This is a genomic window from Caldicellulosiruptor hydrothermalis 108 (genome assembly GCF_000166355.1).
GTDB classification, from domain to species: Bacteria; Bacillota; Thermoanaerobacteria; order Caldicellulosiruptorales; family Caldicellulosiruptoraceae; genus Caldicellulosiruptor; species Caldicellulosiruptor hydrothermalis.
On the sequence record NC_014652.1, the window covers coordinates 2,655,747 to 2,671,460 of the forward strand.

Annotated in this window: 13 protein-coding genes and 1 pseudogene; 7 read left to right on the forward strand and 7 right to left on the reverse strand. The window is 36.3% G+C overall.

Annotation, left to right across the window (positions count from 1 at the left end; translation table 11 throughout):
- Window positions 1–316: 316 nt before the first annotated feature.
- A pseudogene (locus tag CALHY_RS14135) lies at window positions 317–540 on the reverse strand (type II toxin-antitoxin system HicA family toxin).
- Window positions 541–741 carry a type II toxin-antitoxin system HicB family antitoxin gene (locus CALHY_RS12760; protein ID WP_013404349.1) on the reverse strand — a complete coding sequence of 67 codons (201 nt, stop codon included), beginning with the start codon at window positions 739–741 and terminating at the stop codon, window positions 541–543.
- Between the two features lie 559 nt (window positions 742–1,300).
- On the opposite strand from CALHY_RS12760, the gene CALHY_RS12765 reads away from it, so the two are divergent.
- From CALHY_RS12765 to CALHY_RS12775, 3 genes are read left to right on the forward strand one after another with little or no spacing between them, the layout of a single operon-like run.
- A complete protein-coding gene (locus tag CALHY_RS12765; protein ID WP_013404350.1) occupies window positions 1,301–1,597 on the forward strand; it encodes an ArsR/SmtB family transcription factor in 297 nt (98 codons plus the stop codon).
- A gap of 6 nt (window positions 1,598–1,603) precedes the next feature.
- Window positions 1,604–2,575 (forward strand): permease, encoded by a 972-nt coding sequence (locus CALHY_RS12770; protein WP_013404351.1) that lies wholly within the window; start codon window positions 1,604–1,606, stop codon window positions 2,573–2,575.
- A 32-nt stretch (window positions 2,576–2,607) separates the two neighbouring features.
- A complete protein-coding gene (locus tag CALHY_RS12775; RefSeq protein ID WP_013404352.1) occupies window positions 2,608–2,853 on the forward strand; it encodes a thioredoxin family protein in 246 nt (81 codons plus the stop codon).
- A 200-nt stretch (window positions 2,854–3,053) separates the two neighbouring features.
- Here CALHY_RS12775 and CALHY_RS12780 read toward each other — a convergent pair whose 3' ends face one another.
- On the reverse strand, window positions 3,054–3,968 hold the full coding sequence (locus CALHY_RS12780; protein WP_013404353.1) for an AraC family transcriptional regulator: 915 nt from the start codon (window positions 3,966–3,968) through the stop codon (window positions 3,054–3,056).
- Window positions 3,969–4,133: 165 nt separating this feature from the next.
- On the opposite strand from CALHY_RS12780, the gene queF reads away from it, so the two are divergent.
- On the forward strand, window positions 4,134–4,529 hold the full coding sequence (gene queF / locus CALHY_RS12785; protein WP_013404354.1) for a preQ(1) synthase: 396 nt from the start codon (window positions 4,134–4,136) through the stop codon (window positions 4,527–4,529).
- A 23-nt stretch (window positions 4,530–4,552) separates the two neighbouring features.
- Here queF and CALHY_RS12790 read toward each other — a convergent pair whose 3' ends face one another.
- Together CALHY_RS12790 and CALHY_RS12795 are read right to left on the reverse strand one after the other, a co-directional pair.
- A complete protein-coding gene (locus CALHY_RS12790; protein WP_013404355.1) occupies window positions 4,553–5,128 on the reverse strand; it encodes a Uma2 family endonuclease in 576 nt (191 codons plus the stop codon).
- Between the two features lie 78 nt (window positions 5,129–5,206).
- Window positions 5,207–5,857: a hypothetical protein gene (locus tag CALHY_RS12795; protein WP_013404356.1), complete on the reverse strand. Its 651-nt coding sequence runs from the start codon at window positions 5,855–5,857 to the stop codon at window positions 5,207–5,209.
- Window positions 5,858–6,093: 236 nt separating this feature from the next.
- On the opposite strand from CALHY_RS12795, the gene CALHY_RS12800 reads away from it, so the two are divergent.
- A complete protein-coding gene (locus CALHY_RS12800) occupies window positions 6,094–7,509 on the forward strand; it encodes an MFS transporter (RefSeq protein ID WP_013404357.1) in 1,416 nt (471 codons plus the stop codon).
- A gap of 57 nt (window positions 7,510–7,566) precedes the next feature.
- Here CALHY_RS12800 and CALHY_RS12805 read toward each other — a convergent pair whose 3' ends face one another.
- On the reverse strand, window positions 7,567–8,262 hold the full coding sequence (locus CALHY_RS12805) for a hypothetical protein (protein ID WP_013404358.1): 696 nt from the start codon (window positions 8,260–8,262) through the stop codon (window positions 7,567–7,569).
- 98 nt (window positions 8,263–8,360) lie between these two features.
- Complete coding sequence (hydE, locus tag CALHY_RS12810; RefSeq protein WP_013404359.1) at window positions 8,361–9,416, reverse strand: [FeFe] hydrogenase H-cluster radical SAM maturase HydE; 1,056 nt, start codon at window positions 9,414–9,416, stop codon at window positions 8,361–8,363.
- A gap of 179 nt (window positions 9,417–9,595) precedes the next feature.
- On the opposite strand from hydE, the gene CALHY_RS12815 reads away from it, so the two are divergent.
- Both CALHY_RS12815 and CALHY_RS12820 read left to right on the forward strand, forming a co-directional pair.
- Window positions 9,596–12,043 carry a transglycosylase domain-containing protein gene (locus CALHY_RS12815; protein ID WP_013404360.1) on the forward strand — a complete coding sequence of 816 codons (2,448 nt, stop codon included), beginning with the start codon at window positions 9,596–9,598 and terminating at the stop codon, window positions 12,041–12,043.
- Window positions 12,044–12,699: 656 nt separating this feature from the next.
- Window positions 12,700–15,636 carry a transglutaminase domain-containing protein gene (locus CALHY_RS12820; protein WP_013404361.1) on the forward strand — a complete coding sequence of 979 codons (2,937 nt, stop codon included), beginning with the start codon at window positions 12,700–12,702 and terminating at the stop codon, window positions 15,634–15,636.
- Window positions 15,637–15,714: the final 78 nt, after the last annotated feature.

Here is a 15,714-nt window from a genome sequence, read left to right on the forward strand (position 1 = left end):
GCACAGAAATTTTGCCTACTAAAAAACAAAAAGCCACGGTCAGGTTTTCCCTGCAAACCTATACCGTGGCTAACTTCCTTTTGATTTACTCATTTGTGTTTTACTCATCTATGAATATATTATACCACTGTAGCTCAAAATTGTAACGACAAAAAATTTTTGACATTCTGTATAAACACCTAATAGTTGTATTTCTGGGAAGAAATTTAAGTATATTGTAGCATGTTTTTGCTTATTTTGCAAGGAGACTGACAGCAGAAGACAACCTAAAAGAAATTGCTAAGAGTCTCCTCTTTTTCATGAGATTGGCAAGAACTTAAAGGAGGTCTAAAAACTCTTCTAAACTTATTCCTGCTTGTTCCAAAATACTTTTTAATGTTCCTCTTGCAACTTCTTCATGCATTGGGATAATTACGATCCTTGTTGGATTTTCTTTTTTAGCTTGAGATGACTGCCTTTTTGTGCCACTTCCCTGAATCCAGCTTTTTTGAGCGCTCTTATTATTTCCTGTGGCTTTAGTATAGGATACCTGGAAGACATTTACACAGCCACCTCTATGGTAGTTATCAGCGGTGGCATTTGTGGTTTTTGTATTTCTTCTCCCTCGTAGTAAAGTTCAAGAGCTTCTTTTAAGTTAGCTATTGCTTCTTCGATGGTTTTTCCTTGTGAAGCTACACTGTTTTCTACGCATTTAGCTATATACCAGTTGTCCTCTTTGCTTACTACTACTGTAAACAACATAACAAAATCACCTTTTTCGTCTGAAAGTTTTTGCTTACAACTTTTATTATACCACACAAAAAACAAAAACCACAGCTTAAAAGCTGCGGTTTGATTTTTATTTTTACATTTTTGTAGATAGATTTTGAATACAATTTCCCTTGCAGTTTTTTATTATACACTCAGCTTTCAGTTTTTGCAATATAACCCTTTTAATTATTCTCGAATAGCTGTAAAGAGATATTTACCCCAGCGAAAAATATTGCGAAAACACTAAGGAGAAGGTTATAAAAAGAATTGAGGCTGCCTTCATCCTGAATGAATATAATTAAAAAGTGTAATGTGCTATTCAAAAGAAACACCAAAAACTGTCAGAATGGGAGTGTAGTCTACTATGAATATTTATCATAATCACGAAATAAGAATCTTCCCAAAAAATCAAGAGTACAAAAAGTGAACTTGATTTTTTTTGTTTATTAGTTTATTATATAATTAAATGCTTATAAATTAAACAAAAGAGAGGTGCAAAAAGCACAACTCTTTCTTTTAAAGCTGAAAAAAGAAAGATTGTGCAAAAAATATGTCCATGGAAGAAAGGCTTGCAAAGGTATTCAAAGCTCTGTCTCACCCAATTAGAATAAAGATAGTTCAAAACCTGTTGAGCGGTGAAAAGTGCGTATGTGAACTTTTACAGTTTGTTGAGTTTTCTCAGCCAAACTTATCTCAACATTTGAAAATCTTAAAAGAAGCTGGTTTGCTTGAACACTGCAAAGTGGGTGCAAATATGCATTACAGAATTAAAAATGAATATGTCAAAGCTCTGCTGAATATTGCAGAAGCCTTCATAATTGAAAGTCAAAAGACTGAAAGGGTGTGATAGCATTTGTTTACTCCAGTTCAGAAATTTGCTGATGTTGTAACTTACAATATTTTTAAAATCCCGCAGGGTTCAAAGCTTGCAAGTGCTGTGAACTTTTTTATATTTGACACAATCAAGATCTTTATACTTTTATTTTTGATAGTATTTGTGATAACATTTATAAGAAGCTTTTTTTCTCCAGAAAAGACAAGAGACATACTCTCGCACAAAAAACAAAATGTATATATTGCCCACATTTTAGCAGCGCTTTTGGGAATTGTGACACCGTTTTGTTCTTGCTCAGCAGTCCCGCTTTTTATTGGCTTTGTTGAAGCTGGAATCCCGCTTGGCGTGACATTTTCGTACTTGATTGCAGCGCCAATGGTAAATGAGGTTGCACTTGGACTTCTTTACGCAAATTTTGGTCTTAAAATTGCTCTTATTTACGTGCTGTCGGGTGAGATAATTGCAATTGCAAGTGGCATTGTAATTGGAAAGCTTAATCTTGAAAAGTATGTTGAGGACTATGTTTTTAAAATCAAAGTTGGAAACGTCCAGATTGCTGAGGACAAAAAAACTTTAAATCAGCGCCTGAACGAAACCTTTGATTTTACCGTTCAGCTTATAAGAAAAGTTTGGGTATTTGTTATTGTTGGAATTGGAATTGGTGCATTCTTGCACGGCTACATCCCAACAGGTGCACTTGCAAAGATTGCTGGAAAGAACAATCCTTTTGCTGTAATTTTCGCAACAGCCCTTGGAATACCTCTTTACTCAAACGCAGCAGGAATTATTCCACTTGTAAGTGAGTTTAGGCGTCTTGGTGTATCTATGGGAACATCGCTCTCTTTCATGATGAGCGTGACAGCTCTCTCTTTACCTGAGATGATACTTCTTCGCAGGGTGTTAAAGCCACAGCTTTTAGGAATATTTGTGGCAATTGTGGGCTGTGGGATAATTGCAACAGGGTATTTATTTAACCTTATTCTTGGGTAAAAATTTTAAAGAAAGGATGGTGTGATTAGAAAATGGTTATTAAAGTTCTTGGCGGCGGATGTGCAAACTGTAAAAAGCTAATGGAAAATGCTAAAAGGGCAGCTGAGGAGCTTGGAATTGATGCTCAATTTGAAGAGGTAAAGGACATCGAAAAGATAATGTCTTACGGTGTTATGAGAACACCTGCACTTGTTGTAGATGAAAAGCTTATATTCTCTGGCAGGGTTGCAGGTGTTGAAGAGATAAAAGAGGTTTTGAAAAAAGAGGCAGGAAATTAAAAAGCTATTTTTTATTAAGAGGCGGGCAGCACACCCGCCTTTCTAACTTTCTATGTTGTATTTCCCATCACTCTTTTATCTAACCAAAATTCATTTGAGAGACTTACTCTATGTTTCAAAGTTTCAAAGAAAAATTTTTATTCATTAATTTACACAACATCACTGTACACTACAGCTTGCCCTGCTCAGCTCAGACCTATTTAAGTTCCCCCTCTTTTCCTGAACTCCAGGGCACTCATACCTTTGCATTTGTGAAAAACTCTTGCAAATGTTGAATATGAATCAAATCCAACCTCAAGAGCAATATCTGTCACAGGTTTGTCTGTTGAGACAAGAAGACTGCATGCATGCTGAAGCCTCACTTCATTCAAAAAGTTGTGAAAGTTGCTCCCAACAAGCTTTTTGAAAAGCTGGCTTATGTAAGATGGGCTCAAGTGAAACTCTTTCGACAAGGTTTTTAGGTCTATGTTCTGGTTATAATTCTTATGCACATAGTACACAAGCTGCCAGTAGTCGGTCGGAACAGGAACGCTCTCTTTTTGAGCCCTGTTTTGGACAAAGTCAGAGGCAGGTCTTTGAGAGTTTTTAGCACATGCAAAATTTCTGCACCTATCAAAATACGCAACTATCTCCAAAATCTTGGCTTTGAGTATTATCTCTGCCCACACATCCTGCTGGTTATAATATATCCATGCTTCTTTAAAAAGCCTGTCCATAACTTCTTTTTCCTTGCCTTCAAAGTAGTAATAGGGAAGGATATTTTCGTCATAGCTCAAAAGAAGCTCACCTATTCTGTAAAAAATGCTCGATGGTGCTAAAAGCTCTTCAAACGAAATGGCAACAACATAGATTGAAAGAGGGTTTTGCTCTGAATAATCTATTCTGTGAATCTGGTAAGGCATGACAATTGAAAATGTGCCGGGTTTTAAGCTGTAGCTGATTGAATTTATGTGTTCTGTCCCCTCGCCTTTTACAACATACATAAACTCAACAAAGTTGTGCCTGTGAAGCTTAAAATATCTTGGGTCTTCCCAGAAATTCAAGGCAAACTTCTGTGGACGCTGGCTAACATAATCAAAAATCTCTTCTATGTAAAGAGGCTCTTTTTCAGGCATTTATCATTTCCCCTTAACAATTTTAAATCCTCGTGTTAATTTTCATTATACCCCAATTTGCAATGCAAATTAAAGTGTGATAAAATCTTTTTTACAGGTGTTAAGAACTGCCCGGGTCGCGGCAAACCCCGGTCAAAAAAACAAGGAAAGGAAGTGCAAATTTCTATGGCTGACAAGTACCAGCAAAGAAGATTTGACATCTATGGGTATGAAAAGATTGACACAGAGGTTTTAGAAGCAATCCCATACGAATACCCTGAAAAAAGCACTGTTGTTGAATATGTAACAGAAGAGTTTTCATCAGTCTGTCCATGGACAGGTCTTCCTGATACAGCAAAGCTCACAATTCGATATATCCCTCACCAAAAACTTGTTGAGCTAAAATCTCTCAAGTATTATCTTACCTCATACAGAAACGTTGGGATACTGCAGGAGCATGCAGTAAATAGAATCCTTGATGACCTTGTAAAACTGCTTGAGCCAAAGTTTATGGAAGTGATTGGAGAGTTCCATGAGCGTGGGGGAATATCAACAAAAGTAGTGGCAAGGTATGAAAAATAACACCTTGCCACTTTTTTAATCCTCTATATGTTGCTGAAAATCTCTTCAGTTGACATTTCAAAACCCGGCAAAGCTGAAGATTTTACCACGGCTGGATGAAAAAATATTCTGCCTCTATCAAATCCACCTTCTTCTGCTTGTATAAATACAGCCACGCTTTTTTCCTGAGGATTCACTATCCAGTACTCTTTTGCACCATATTTTTCATATAGTTTTAGTTTTATAAGATAATCCCTTGCAGATGTGTTTGGAGAAACAACCTCTATAATAAATTCTGGTGCTCCTATAATCCCTTTTTGATCAATCTTAGATTTGTCACAAATGACAAACACATCTGGCTGCACAACGTTTTTTATATCCTTATCTTCAGCTCCTTTTGGTGCAAGTATCACGTCCACAGGCGAAATGAAAGGTATGCATTCTTTTCCTTGCAGAAAAATCCTCAGTTTATGGTATATGTTTCCGCACACATGCTGATGAAAAATCGAAGGAGAGGGAGCTAAATTGTACAGCCTTCCCTCGATAATTTCATATCTGTTATCATCTTCTATATTTTTGTACTTATCATAATTGAATTCTTCTAAAATGTAGTCTTCCATAATGCAGAAGCACCTTTTCAGTATGTTCTTTTCTACTTTTAATTATACACCATAAAAATTCTGCCAGCCAGCTTCTTTCTATTCAGCCCCTTCAAATATATTCACCACAAACTGCAAATTATCAAGCCTAAAGAGGGAAAAGTTGTCCCAGAAGATGCAGCTTCCACACACAATTAGCTTTCCACCGCTTTCAAACCTTTTTTGAGCAATGAGCACAGGCGATTTTTTGCCGCTGTCTGTGAGGCTTGTCTTTCTTGCCCTCAGTACAACCTCAGCTCCATTTCCCACCTCAAGCGGAGCTGAGTACGGGAACACAACCTCTTTTACACCTTTTCGGTAAAGTTCTACTTCATCTGTTGTTATTATAAAAAGGTCATCTTCTAAATGGTGTATCTCATCCTTTATACCTTCTGGCAATATATCTATTCCATATTCTCTTGTTATGCTATTGCAAATCTCAGAGACACCATCTTTGTTTTTGAAATGTGCTGTAAAGATGATTTTCTTGCCCTTTTGCACCAAGGCTTCTCTTATCTTTTCCTTTTCATCATCGCTGAAGGGATTCTCTGGGTAATTGAAAACTATGGCATCATACTCAAAAAGTCTTTCAAAATCTTCCACTTCTTCAATTGATATTCCTCTTTTTGAAAGTTCTTTGTAAAGCCCTGAAAAATAGTACCCATCAGAAAGCAGAAACTCTTGATGAGTTGCGCTCCATGCAACTTTCATCTTCTTTCTCACCCTGCATGTTTTAGTTTTTTCATTATTTGGGTGGACAAATTCTTATTTAATACTTTATATAATTTATTTTACCATCCTCAAAATTCTTCTCAAAAGCCTTAAAATGTGCAAAATTGTTCTTCATAGGTGTATTTATTTTTTGTCAGAAAGTGATATTATTATATGTGTAACTCTAAAAAGTTCAAAGTACATAAAAATTTTGAAGGGAGCGATTGACAGGGACAATGCACGGTCAAGAAGACAGAAAAATAAATAAAAACATACTCATCGCAACAACACTTTCTTCTTTTTTGGTGCCGTTTATGTCAAGCGCAGTCAACATTGCCGCACCAGATATTGCAAAAAGTTTTAAGCTCAACGCTGAAGAGCTGAACCTTGTGATAAGCATATTTTTGATATTCTCTGCAGCTTTCATTCTTCCCATGGGAAAGCTTTCTGACACATTTGACAGGACAAAGATATTCAAAACAGGGCTTTTGCTGTTTACACTTTCAACCCTGATGTGTGCACTCTCAAACACAGTAGAAATTCTTTTTGTCTTCCGTAGCCTGCAGGGATTATTCTCAGCATTCACATTTGTGACATCAATGGCAATCTTGATTGAGAATCACTCACAACAAATAAGGGGAAGGCTTTTAGGGATAAACACAGCAGTTGTGTACTTGGGAACATCCTTAGGACCTTTTTTGGGTGGCGTGCTTGTAAGGCTGTGGGGATACAGAAGCATATTTTTGTTTGGATTTGCCATAGGACTTGTTGGTTCATTTGTGAGTTTATTTTTGCTCCAAAAAGAAGTGAAAAATACAAAGCAAGCAAAACTGGTTGACAGCCTTAAATCGCTTGACAAAATGGGCACAATCCTGTCGATGACAGGGCTTTTTCTTTTGATGTACGGAGCCTCCACATTTGAACTGGGAAATACCTCTAAAATTTTGTTCTTTGCAGGGTTAATTTTGATGGTAATTTTTGTTGTTGCAGAGGCAAAACTTCAAAATCCCATTCTGGACGTAAAACTGTTTGTAAAAATCCCACAGTTTGGATTTTCAAACTTAGCAGCGCTAATAAACTACAGCTGCACATTTTCTGCGTCTTACCTTCTGTCGCTGTACCTTCAACTTGTAAAAGCTCTGCCTTCCCAGCTTGCCGGCTCAGTTTTGATTGTCCAGCCACTTTCGCAGGTTATAACCTCATTGATTGCTGGCAGAGCCTCTGAAAAGATCGAGCCGCGAAAACTCGCAACAGCCGGCATGGTCCTCACAACCATAGGACTTTTTGTGTTTTCGCTATTTAGCAGCAAGACAAGCCTTGTCTTGGCAGTAGCCAACCTTCTTTTGATGGGAATTGGGTTTGGACTTTTTTCATCGCCAAACACAAATGTTGTCATGAGCTGTGTGCCAAAATCACTCTATGGCACGGCATCATCAACAATATCTGTCATGAGAGTTGTCGGTCAAGCATTCTCAATGGCAATTGTCTCGTTTGTATCGATCATGTTTTTGAAAGGCGTAAAACTTTCGCACGAAAATTATTTCCTAATTTTAAAGAGCATGAAGATAAGTTTTCTGGTGTTCGCCTGCATCTCAATTTTGGGAGTTGTGGCATCGTACAAAAGAGGAAATATTTATTCTGAAGAAGAATAAAAATACAAAAAGGGACAGCTGATAAATTTGGCTGCCCCTTTGCTTTTTTGTATATGCTTATTTTAACACCTTTATATCCTCAACAACTGGATTTGACTGGGGACTTTGAGGATTTGTCTTAAAAGTCACCTCAACATCGGTATTTTCATCAAGATAAGAGACCTTGTCTAAAACCTCGCTTATCTGCAGAACAACATGTTTTTGGTCAAACACAAACTCTGCAAAGTTGTTATCTGCAAGTCCCACAAACTTACCTTTTAGGGTCACCTTGTCAGGTTTTTCTATGCTCACAATTCGTGGGCTGCCACCATCTTGAGGTTTTTCAAACTCAACTTCAACAATCTCACCCTCTGAAAGATTTAGCCCCTGAGTGAGATTTTCATTAGTCTCAAATTCTTTATAATCAAAATTGGTATTTATAAGAGAAAGTTGAATTGTATGTGCATCAACACCACCATCAAATCTTGCAAAAGCTTTGTAAACATCTGACAAAGTGGTTGTATTCTGTTGATTTTGTGAGGATGGCTGGGATGACACGCTCTGTCCCTGCTGTGTCTGGTTCGGATTGGTTTGTCCAGTCTCTTCTTGTAATTGCTGGGAGGGTTGGTCTGTCTGCAAAGTTTGGTCGACAGCAGCAGGTTTTTTAGCAAGATACCCTGTCATGTAATATCCAGCCAAAATACCAAGAGCACATACTGCCACAATCAAAACCACAACCCAAACTCTTTTAGTATTGGCTTTTTCTCTTTTCATAGATATTCTAAACTCCTTTTCGGTTACAAAAATCAAATCTACATTCTTAATTTATACCTATTAGTCTACAGCAACAAAAATGCAAAATCAATGGAATTTTAAGACGCAGCAGCTCTTTTGTAATGCCTGCTTTGTCCTTTTCCATGTCCAACTTTTCTGCCAAGCGAAACAATGATTGACTCAATACAACCTCTGCACTTTGTGGCATCTTCATTTATACAAATCTTTCCAGGATACAGCTCATATTTGAGTTTGTACTTGAGGTCATTTACGTTCGGCATTACAATGTTTGCACCGCACATGAGCCCCTTTTGTCTTCCAAGTGGGTCTAAAGTGCCAAGCGCAGTTGTTGCAGGAATATTGGCATCTGGAATCAAAAGCCTCAAAATGGCAATGCTCTTGAGGGTCAAATCCACCGAACCTTCCTCTGCATCTTTTAGAGGCGTCTGTGGATGAGGAATAAAAGGTCCGATGCCTATCATATCTGCATCCAGCTCTTTTACAAGAAGTATATCCTGTGCCAAATCATCAATAGTTTGCCCCGGAAGGCCTATCAAAAAACCTGTCCCAAGCTCATACCCAAGATTTTTGATCCATTTGAGACACTCTATCCTGTTTTCAAAGCTCATTCCGGGATGATATTTTCTATATAGCTTTTCGTTTGAAGTTTCAAATCTCATCAAAAACCTGTCTGCCCCGGCATCTTTGAATGCCTTGTACTCATCATACGACCTTTCACCAATCGAAAGTGTTATAGCAACATCCACACTGCTTTTTATCTTCCTTATAATTGAACACAGACTGTCTTTATTGTAATACATATCCTCACCAGACTGCAATACCACCGTGCGGTACCCCATCTGATACGCCCTTTTCGCAACCTCTACAATCTCATCTTCCTGCATTCTGTAACGCTGAGCTTGTCTATTGCTTCGCCTCAGTCCGCAGTAAAAACAGTCGTTTTTGCAGTAGCTCGAAAACTCAATAAGCCCTCTTAAAAAAACCTCGTCGCCAACATGCTCTTTCCTTACCCTGTCTGCCGTTTTGAAAAGAAGATCTCTATCATCACCTTCTGCCATCAGCAAAAGCTTTATCTCATCCTTTGTAAGAATATTCTCATGACATGCTTTTTCCAAGATATCTTTTACTTTCATTTTATTGACTCTCTCCTGTCATAAAGAAAATTTTGAGTATTTCTATCTACTTTGCTGCTATTAATTATACCACATTTTAAACAGGTTTAAAAGTCAATTGCCATCCACCTTTTCCCAGAATGGTATACATATTTATTTTTGTGGTATAATTGAATAAGGAAAGAGGGGAGGAATATTCGTTGCAAAGCAAAAATAAAAAAGCAAAAAAACAAACGCCGTTTAGGCTTTTTCTCAAAAGCTTTGTAAGAACTATTTTAGTACTTTTGATTGCAAGCATGGCAATTTTAATTGGTGCTGGTTTTGGAATGGTCACAGGATACATAAAGGCAATACCAGCAAATGCTCTGGAGATAATAACTTCTTCTGTAGATACTCAGACAACTATTGTCTACGACCAGAGCGGAAACGAAATTGCCCGGCTTCATGGCAATGAAAACAGGATAAGAGTACCATATAGCAAGATTCCAAAAAACCTTATAAACGCTTTTGTTGCAATTGAGGATGAGAGGTTCTGGCAGCACAACGGGATTGACATCAAAAGAATATTCGGCGCAATATTCAAAAACATAAAAACCGGCTCTCTTTCAGAAGGCGCAAGCACAATCACCCAGCAGCTTGTGAGAAACAAACTTTTGAGCTTTGAAAAATCTTTCAAACGAAAGATTCAAGAGCAATACCTTGCCATTCAGCTCGAAAAAAGATGGACAAAAGAACAGATTTTAGAAGAGTATCTCAACACAATTAACCTTGGCAGCGGAGCATACGGGGTTGGAGCAGCAGCGTACACCTATTTCGGAAAGGATGTATCGCAGCTGACCCTGGCAGAGTGCGCCCTAATTGCCGGAATTACTCAAAACCCTTCATATTATAATCCTTATGTATTCCCAGACCATGCAAAGAAAAAGCAGGAAATTGTTCTCAAGAAGATGCTTGAGCTTGGATATATAACCGAACAAGAGTACTTAGAGGCAAAAAATCAGCCACTTGTTTATGTAAAAAAAGACATCTCTGCAGAAAGTGCATACAAACATCCGTACTTTGTTGATTCTGTGATAGATGAAGCCATTGAAATTCTATCTGAAAAGAAAAGAATTTCCGAGGATGAGGCAGAAAACTTAATCTATGGCGGCGGGCTTAAAATCTACACAACAATGGACGAAACCATACAAAGTACAATGGAAGATGTCTTTTCAGACCCGTCAATCATGCCAAAGATAAAACACTACGATGCATCAGGAATACCACAGCCACAGGCAGCAGCTGTTTTGATTGACTTCAGTACAGGTGCTGTGAAAGGCATTATGGGCGGAAGAGGAAATTTGAAAGGTGTTAGGCTTTTGAACCGTGCGACAATGTCTGTTCGCCAGCCGGGCTCTGCCATAAAGCCAATTGCTGATTATAGCTTAGCGCTTGAAAATGGTTATACTGCTGCAACTGTGATTGACGATATTCCTTTTTCAATCGGGGGGTATACTCCTCGAAACTGGTATAAAAGCAATGTTGTATCCGGCAAGCGTGGATACAAAGGATTTATGACAGTAAGAGAAGCCTTGATATGGTCGGCAAACGTTCCTGCTGTAAAGGTTGCATATAATCTGGGAATTCAAAATGTTTACAGGAATCTAAAAAGGTTTGGTTTTACAACTCTTGCACCACAGGATATGAACAGTCTTTCAATTGCAATTGGTGGATTTACCTATGGAGTCAAGCCCATTGAGCTGACTGCTGCGTTTGCTGCAGTTGCTAACAGCGGTGTGTATATAAAGCCCTATTTTATAACAAAAATTGAAGACAAAAACGGTATTACAATATTTGAAAGAACGCCCTATAAGAGAAGAGTAATGGATGAAAAGAATGCATATATACTTACAAATATGCTCCAGAGCGTTGTCACTGCAAGGATAACAGTAGGTGTCAGATTTTCATACCCTGTTGCAGGAAAAACCGGTACCACCGATGATAGCAAAGACAGATGGTTTGTGGGATACACTCCAAACTATGCGCTTGGCGTATGGGTTGGCGAAGACAAGCCTGTTGCACTGAATTATTTAACCGGGACAAATCCGGCACTGAAAATTTTCAAAGGAATAATGGACAGGGTTGTGAGCCAAAAAGGTGTAAGCTCAGAGTTTATAAGACCAGCTGGAATTGTGGAAAGGTATGTGTGTAAAGAGTCAGGCAAACTTGCAACAAGCCTTTGCAAACAAGATCCTCGCGGAAGTCAGGTTATAAAAGAGATATTTGCTGAAGGCACAGAACCAACAGAGTACTGCGACAGGCATGTAAAACTTAAAGTTTGCACAGAGTCCAAAAAGCTTGCAACACAGTACTGCCCAACAACAATTGAAAAGGTGTTTATAAAAAGAGATAATCCTATTTGGCCAGGTTCTTCGGTTGTCCCACCTGATGATTATATGTACCAAGCACCAACCAGCTACTGTGACATTCACAAAGCACCGCAAGAGGTGGTTGTGCCGAAGCAAAACAATACATCACAGCAGCAGGAGCAGTCTTCTGCACAAAGCGAGCAGCCATCATCGGCTGATCAGGGCAGCCAGCAAAGCGTTGAAGAAAACCTGCCTCTTGAGAGTGGTACAACACAATCAAGCACTTATTCTTCACAGTAGTGAGAGGGAGGAATAAATATTTTGAAATTTTCATTGAGCAAAATAAGGTAAAACTCTACGACGCAAAAACCATACATTACAAGAAAGGGGCTATCTTTGCAAATAGCCCCTTTTTTGATACCATCATCCTTGTTTGGTCTATTACAAAGATCATTCTATAAGCGCTGTTATACCATTTCAGTCCATTTTCTGAGCATTTTAAAACTATATCCAAAAAACAATTCAGTCAAATCTTATTTACAAGCAATGATTTACTATTTTGTTATTACATTTATTACCTTTTAAAGCCATGTATATAGATAAACCTGCGAAATAAAGTTTTTGTATTTACCAATTGCTGTCGACCTGTAATCCCCCCAAAAACCCCTGGGGGTCGACAGCAAAAGGTCGTTTTTGGCATCCCTTGACTTTCAATTGCTTGTGGAATATAATAGAAATAATCTACAGTAGCTTGAAAACTTAACCATTTGTTCCTTGTGAAATTTCTCAAACCATCTACGGTTTGTAGCCTCCCCGTTGGGGATTGAAACCAGAATACTCTTTTTCTGTTTTATTTACTGCATTTGTTTGTAGCCTCCCCTTTGGGGATTGAAACACGCAGAGCATATATTATATGATTCAATAAAATGTTTATACTTTACAGAGGAGGGAGTCAAATGAAAATTAAAACCAAAAAAGTAATTAACATTATTGTTATTTTAGCATTATTAACAAATTTATGTATATCAAATACAGCAGTAGTTTATGCAGATACCAATTCTGCAACTGCACAGATTTCAAATGTACAGGTTACAACTACCAAGACAGCAGGTAGAACTGTAACATACAAGATTAATTCTATAAATCCAGACGAATTAAGCAAAGTAATAAATGATTTTAACAGCAAGTATGGATATTTGGATGTAGAGGATACTATAATTATAGAGTTTCCAGGTGATTATTTATTTAATTTGATTAATGATTGTTTGTTATATGAGTTTGATATTACAAATTATACTAGTAGTATGAGTCAGTATAGTCACGAAGTCTTAGATAAAAAGTATGGTGCTATGAAAACATCAATTAGTTCTACTAGTCTTTACTCATTTATGAGATACAAAAAAAGCAATGGTAAGTATAGATATGTTTATGTAGATCCACGTTCTCCATTTAATTTTTATATAGAAGATAAAGATTTTTATAAGTATTTTAAAGTTAAAGAAGATTCAATGTTTAGCAGTTCTGATGCAAAGCATATTTTTTATTCAAAAGATTTCTTTTCACTAAATCCAATTGGACAATATTTTTTTAATAGATTAAAAATAGCACCTATAAGCGGGTATTCATTTATATATCAGGGTAAGATGTATATTTGTGGATTGGAGCCAGCTTATAACTTTTTCAAAGAGTTTTTAAGTAAGCCAGCAGAAAATATAGATGATTTACCATTTGAACCTATAGAGTCTGCAGAGGGATTTAAGGTAATTATAGCAAATGCATTGTATAAAACAAGAATTTGTGATACAGAGACTTCTCTTGAACTTGGTAATATTTGGGATGGACAAATTCCATATCTAATACAGACATTAAAAGATATAAGACAGAAGGCTAAGGAAATGACTAAAGGATGTAAAGATTTAGTAGATGTGGGATTTAGGTTGGAGAGATTTTTTTATACTGAAGTTAAGTATGACTACAAGTGGTTAGAAGAAGGTGTATCAGCTGTAAAAGCTGAAAAGATAAAAAGTGATAGTGAATGGAATACTGAAAAAGGGAAAAAATATGCTTGGGCTAAAAGTTCTATTATGAAAATATGGAATTATAGATATGGTATATGTCAAGATTATGCACGTTTAGCTGAGGTTTTAGGATTTTACATGGGTTTAAATACATTATATGCTGATAGCAATGATTTAAATCATGCATGGTATGTTCACGATATATATGGATTACACTGGTCTTCGGATACTTTAGGTACTACTACTGATCATATATTAACACCTGTAACTATATTAACTATAGGTCATCAAATGGATAATAAACCTGTTATAAGTGAATTTTTAGAGTGGCATACAACAAGAGGGTTTATAAATTTATTAAAAACTAATAGGAGTTTTGCCGAAAAATTATTTAAAAAGCTTGTAGACAATTATAGAATACTTTCAACATATTCACCTGAAGTATTTCTTAATGATGATTATAATTATCGTATTTATGACATAAATGGTAAATGGGCACCAAATTCTTTTACCCAAGATTTATGGAGAAGAGAAGCTTTATTTGTATTATTTCCAAAATATAAAGAGCCACCTAAGAAAGTAACTTCTATAGAACAGGTGTTTAAAGATTTGGATAGTAGGAATATGAATGATTATGAAGTTAGAAATTATTATATATTGTTACAAGATTTATTTAAGAAAGAGCCCAAGTCTTTAGAGGAAGGCAGACAAGTTCCTATAGATATACTAAGAAAAATTTTAAATTATGTAACAGTTAAAACTGGCAAAGAATATAATTCGTTAAAGGTAAATGATGATTTAGAATTAAGATATATTGATAAATTAGATTCATATGTTGTTCTTGATCCAAATATTCTTGTATGCAACAAAGTATATTATACTTATATTTCTTATGTCTTCCCTTATGTAGATTTATACTTTTTAGTAAAACCTGTATATAAAAAAGAAGGTATTGCATATGGTATTTATGTAGGTAAGTTACCTAAATCAGGAGATTTAAACTCAATAGATAACAAGTTTATAGAAGATTATATTAAGAATATACCAATTTATAGAGCAAATCTTGCTGAGAGTGATTTAGCTTTTAAGACATTTACAGTAGAAGATGAACCAGTTGTTGATAAATTCGATATAGTGGTTAGAGAGGGAGACACTTTTAAAATAAATGTATCCCAAAAGTATGGATTGCCAAACACAAAGTTTAAGTTTATATCTGTATCAAAAGAAAGCATGGATAAGTTATTACAAGGTAAAATATCGGAAGCCAGTTCACAAGTAAGTGAGATAAAATATTTAGGCAATTCTACGTTTAAAGCATTGGAACCAGGAATTGTAAAAATTATACCAGTATATGAAGATGAGCAGCTTTTGTTGGATTTAGGTAAGACTTTATTAATGTTTTCACCTGATAATAAGAGTAATTATTCTAGTAGTGAGTGGCTTAATAATCACTTTGCATTTAGACAAGATTGTGGTATCATTGATATTTTAGGCAATTCTTATAGAACAACATGGGGATTTACAAACGAAGAAAAGATTGCTAATAGCACATGGTTTTATACAATACATCCATTTGATGATGAGGCTAGAAGATTGTTCACTACTTTTCCAGCAATGTCAATTAAAGTTAAGGTATTACCATCACCTAAAGCTTATTTTAAAACAAGCAAAATAATAGCTAAAGTTGGAGCTGTAATAACATTACCGATAGCAACTACTGGCAGTGGAGCAAAATATAAGATTGTAGTGTCAAATCCTAATATAGTAGAAATTAAAAATAATAATAGTGTAAGAATAAAGTCTAAAGGTATAGTTAAACTAACTATTATAAATAGTAATGGAAGTAAGAGCGAATGTATTGTAGAGGTAAAATAGTATTTGAATTACTAATATATTTTCAATATCAAGTTGGCTGCATAAAGGAGGCGAGTTTACCTCATACCTCTTTACATT

Bases quoted from the DNA above. Each gene is read 5' to 3' on its own strand.
- CALHY_RS12760 (WP_013404349.1), bottom strand. From the start codon at position 741: ATGTTGTTTACAGTAGTAGTAAGCAAAGAGGACAACTGGTATATAGCT.
- CALHY_RS12765 (WP_013404350.1), top strand. From the start codon at position 1,301: ATGTCCATGGAAGAAAGGCTTGCAAAGGTATTCAAAGCTCTGTCTCAC.
- CALHY_RS12775 (WP_013404352.1), top strand. From the start codon at position 2,608: ATGGTTATTAAAGTTCTTGGCGGCGGATGTGCAAACTGTAAAAAGCTA.
- CALHY_RS12780 (WP_013404353.1), bottom strand. From the start codon at position 3,968: ATGCCTGAAAAAGAGCCTCTTTACATAGAAGAGATTTTTGATTATGTT.
- queF (WP_013404354.1), top strand. From the start codon at position 4,134: ATGGCTGACAAGTACCAGCAAAGAAGATTTGACATCTATGGGTATGAA.
- CALHY_RS12790 (WP_013404355.1), bottom strand. From the start codon at position 5,128: ATGGAAGACTACATTTTAGAAGAATTCAATTATGATAAGTACAAAAAT.
- CALHY_RS12795 (WP_013404356.1), bottom strand. From the start codon at position 5,857: ATGAAAGTTGCATGGAGCGCAACTCATCAAGAGTTTCTGCTTTCTGAT.
- CALHY_RS12800 (WP_013404357.1), top strand. From the start codon at position 6,094: ATGCACGGTCAAGAAGACAGAAAAATAAATAAAAACATACTCATCGCA.
- CALHY_RS12805 (WP_013404358.1), bottom strand. From the start codon at position 8,262: ATGAAAAGAGAAAAAGCCAATACTAAAAGAGTTTGGGTTGTGGTTTTG.
- hydE (WP_013404359.1), bottom strand. From the start codon at position 9,416: ATGAAAGTAAAAGATATCTTGGAAAAAGCATGTCATGAGAATATTCTT.
- CALHY_RS12820 (WP_013404361.1), top strand. From the start codon at position 12,700: ATGAAAATTAAAACCAAAAAAGTAATTAACATTATTGTTATTTTAGCA.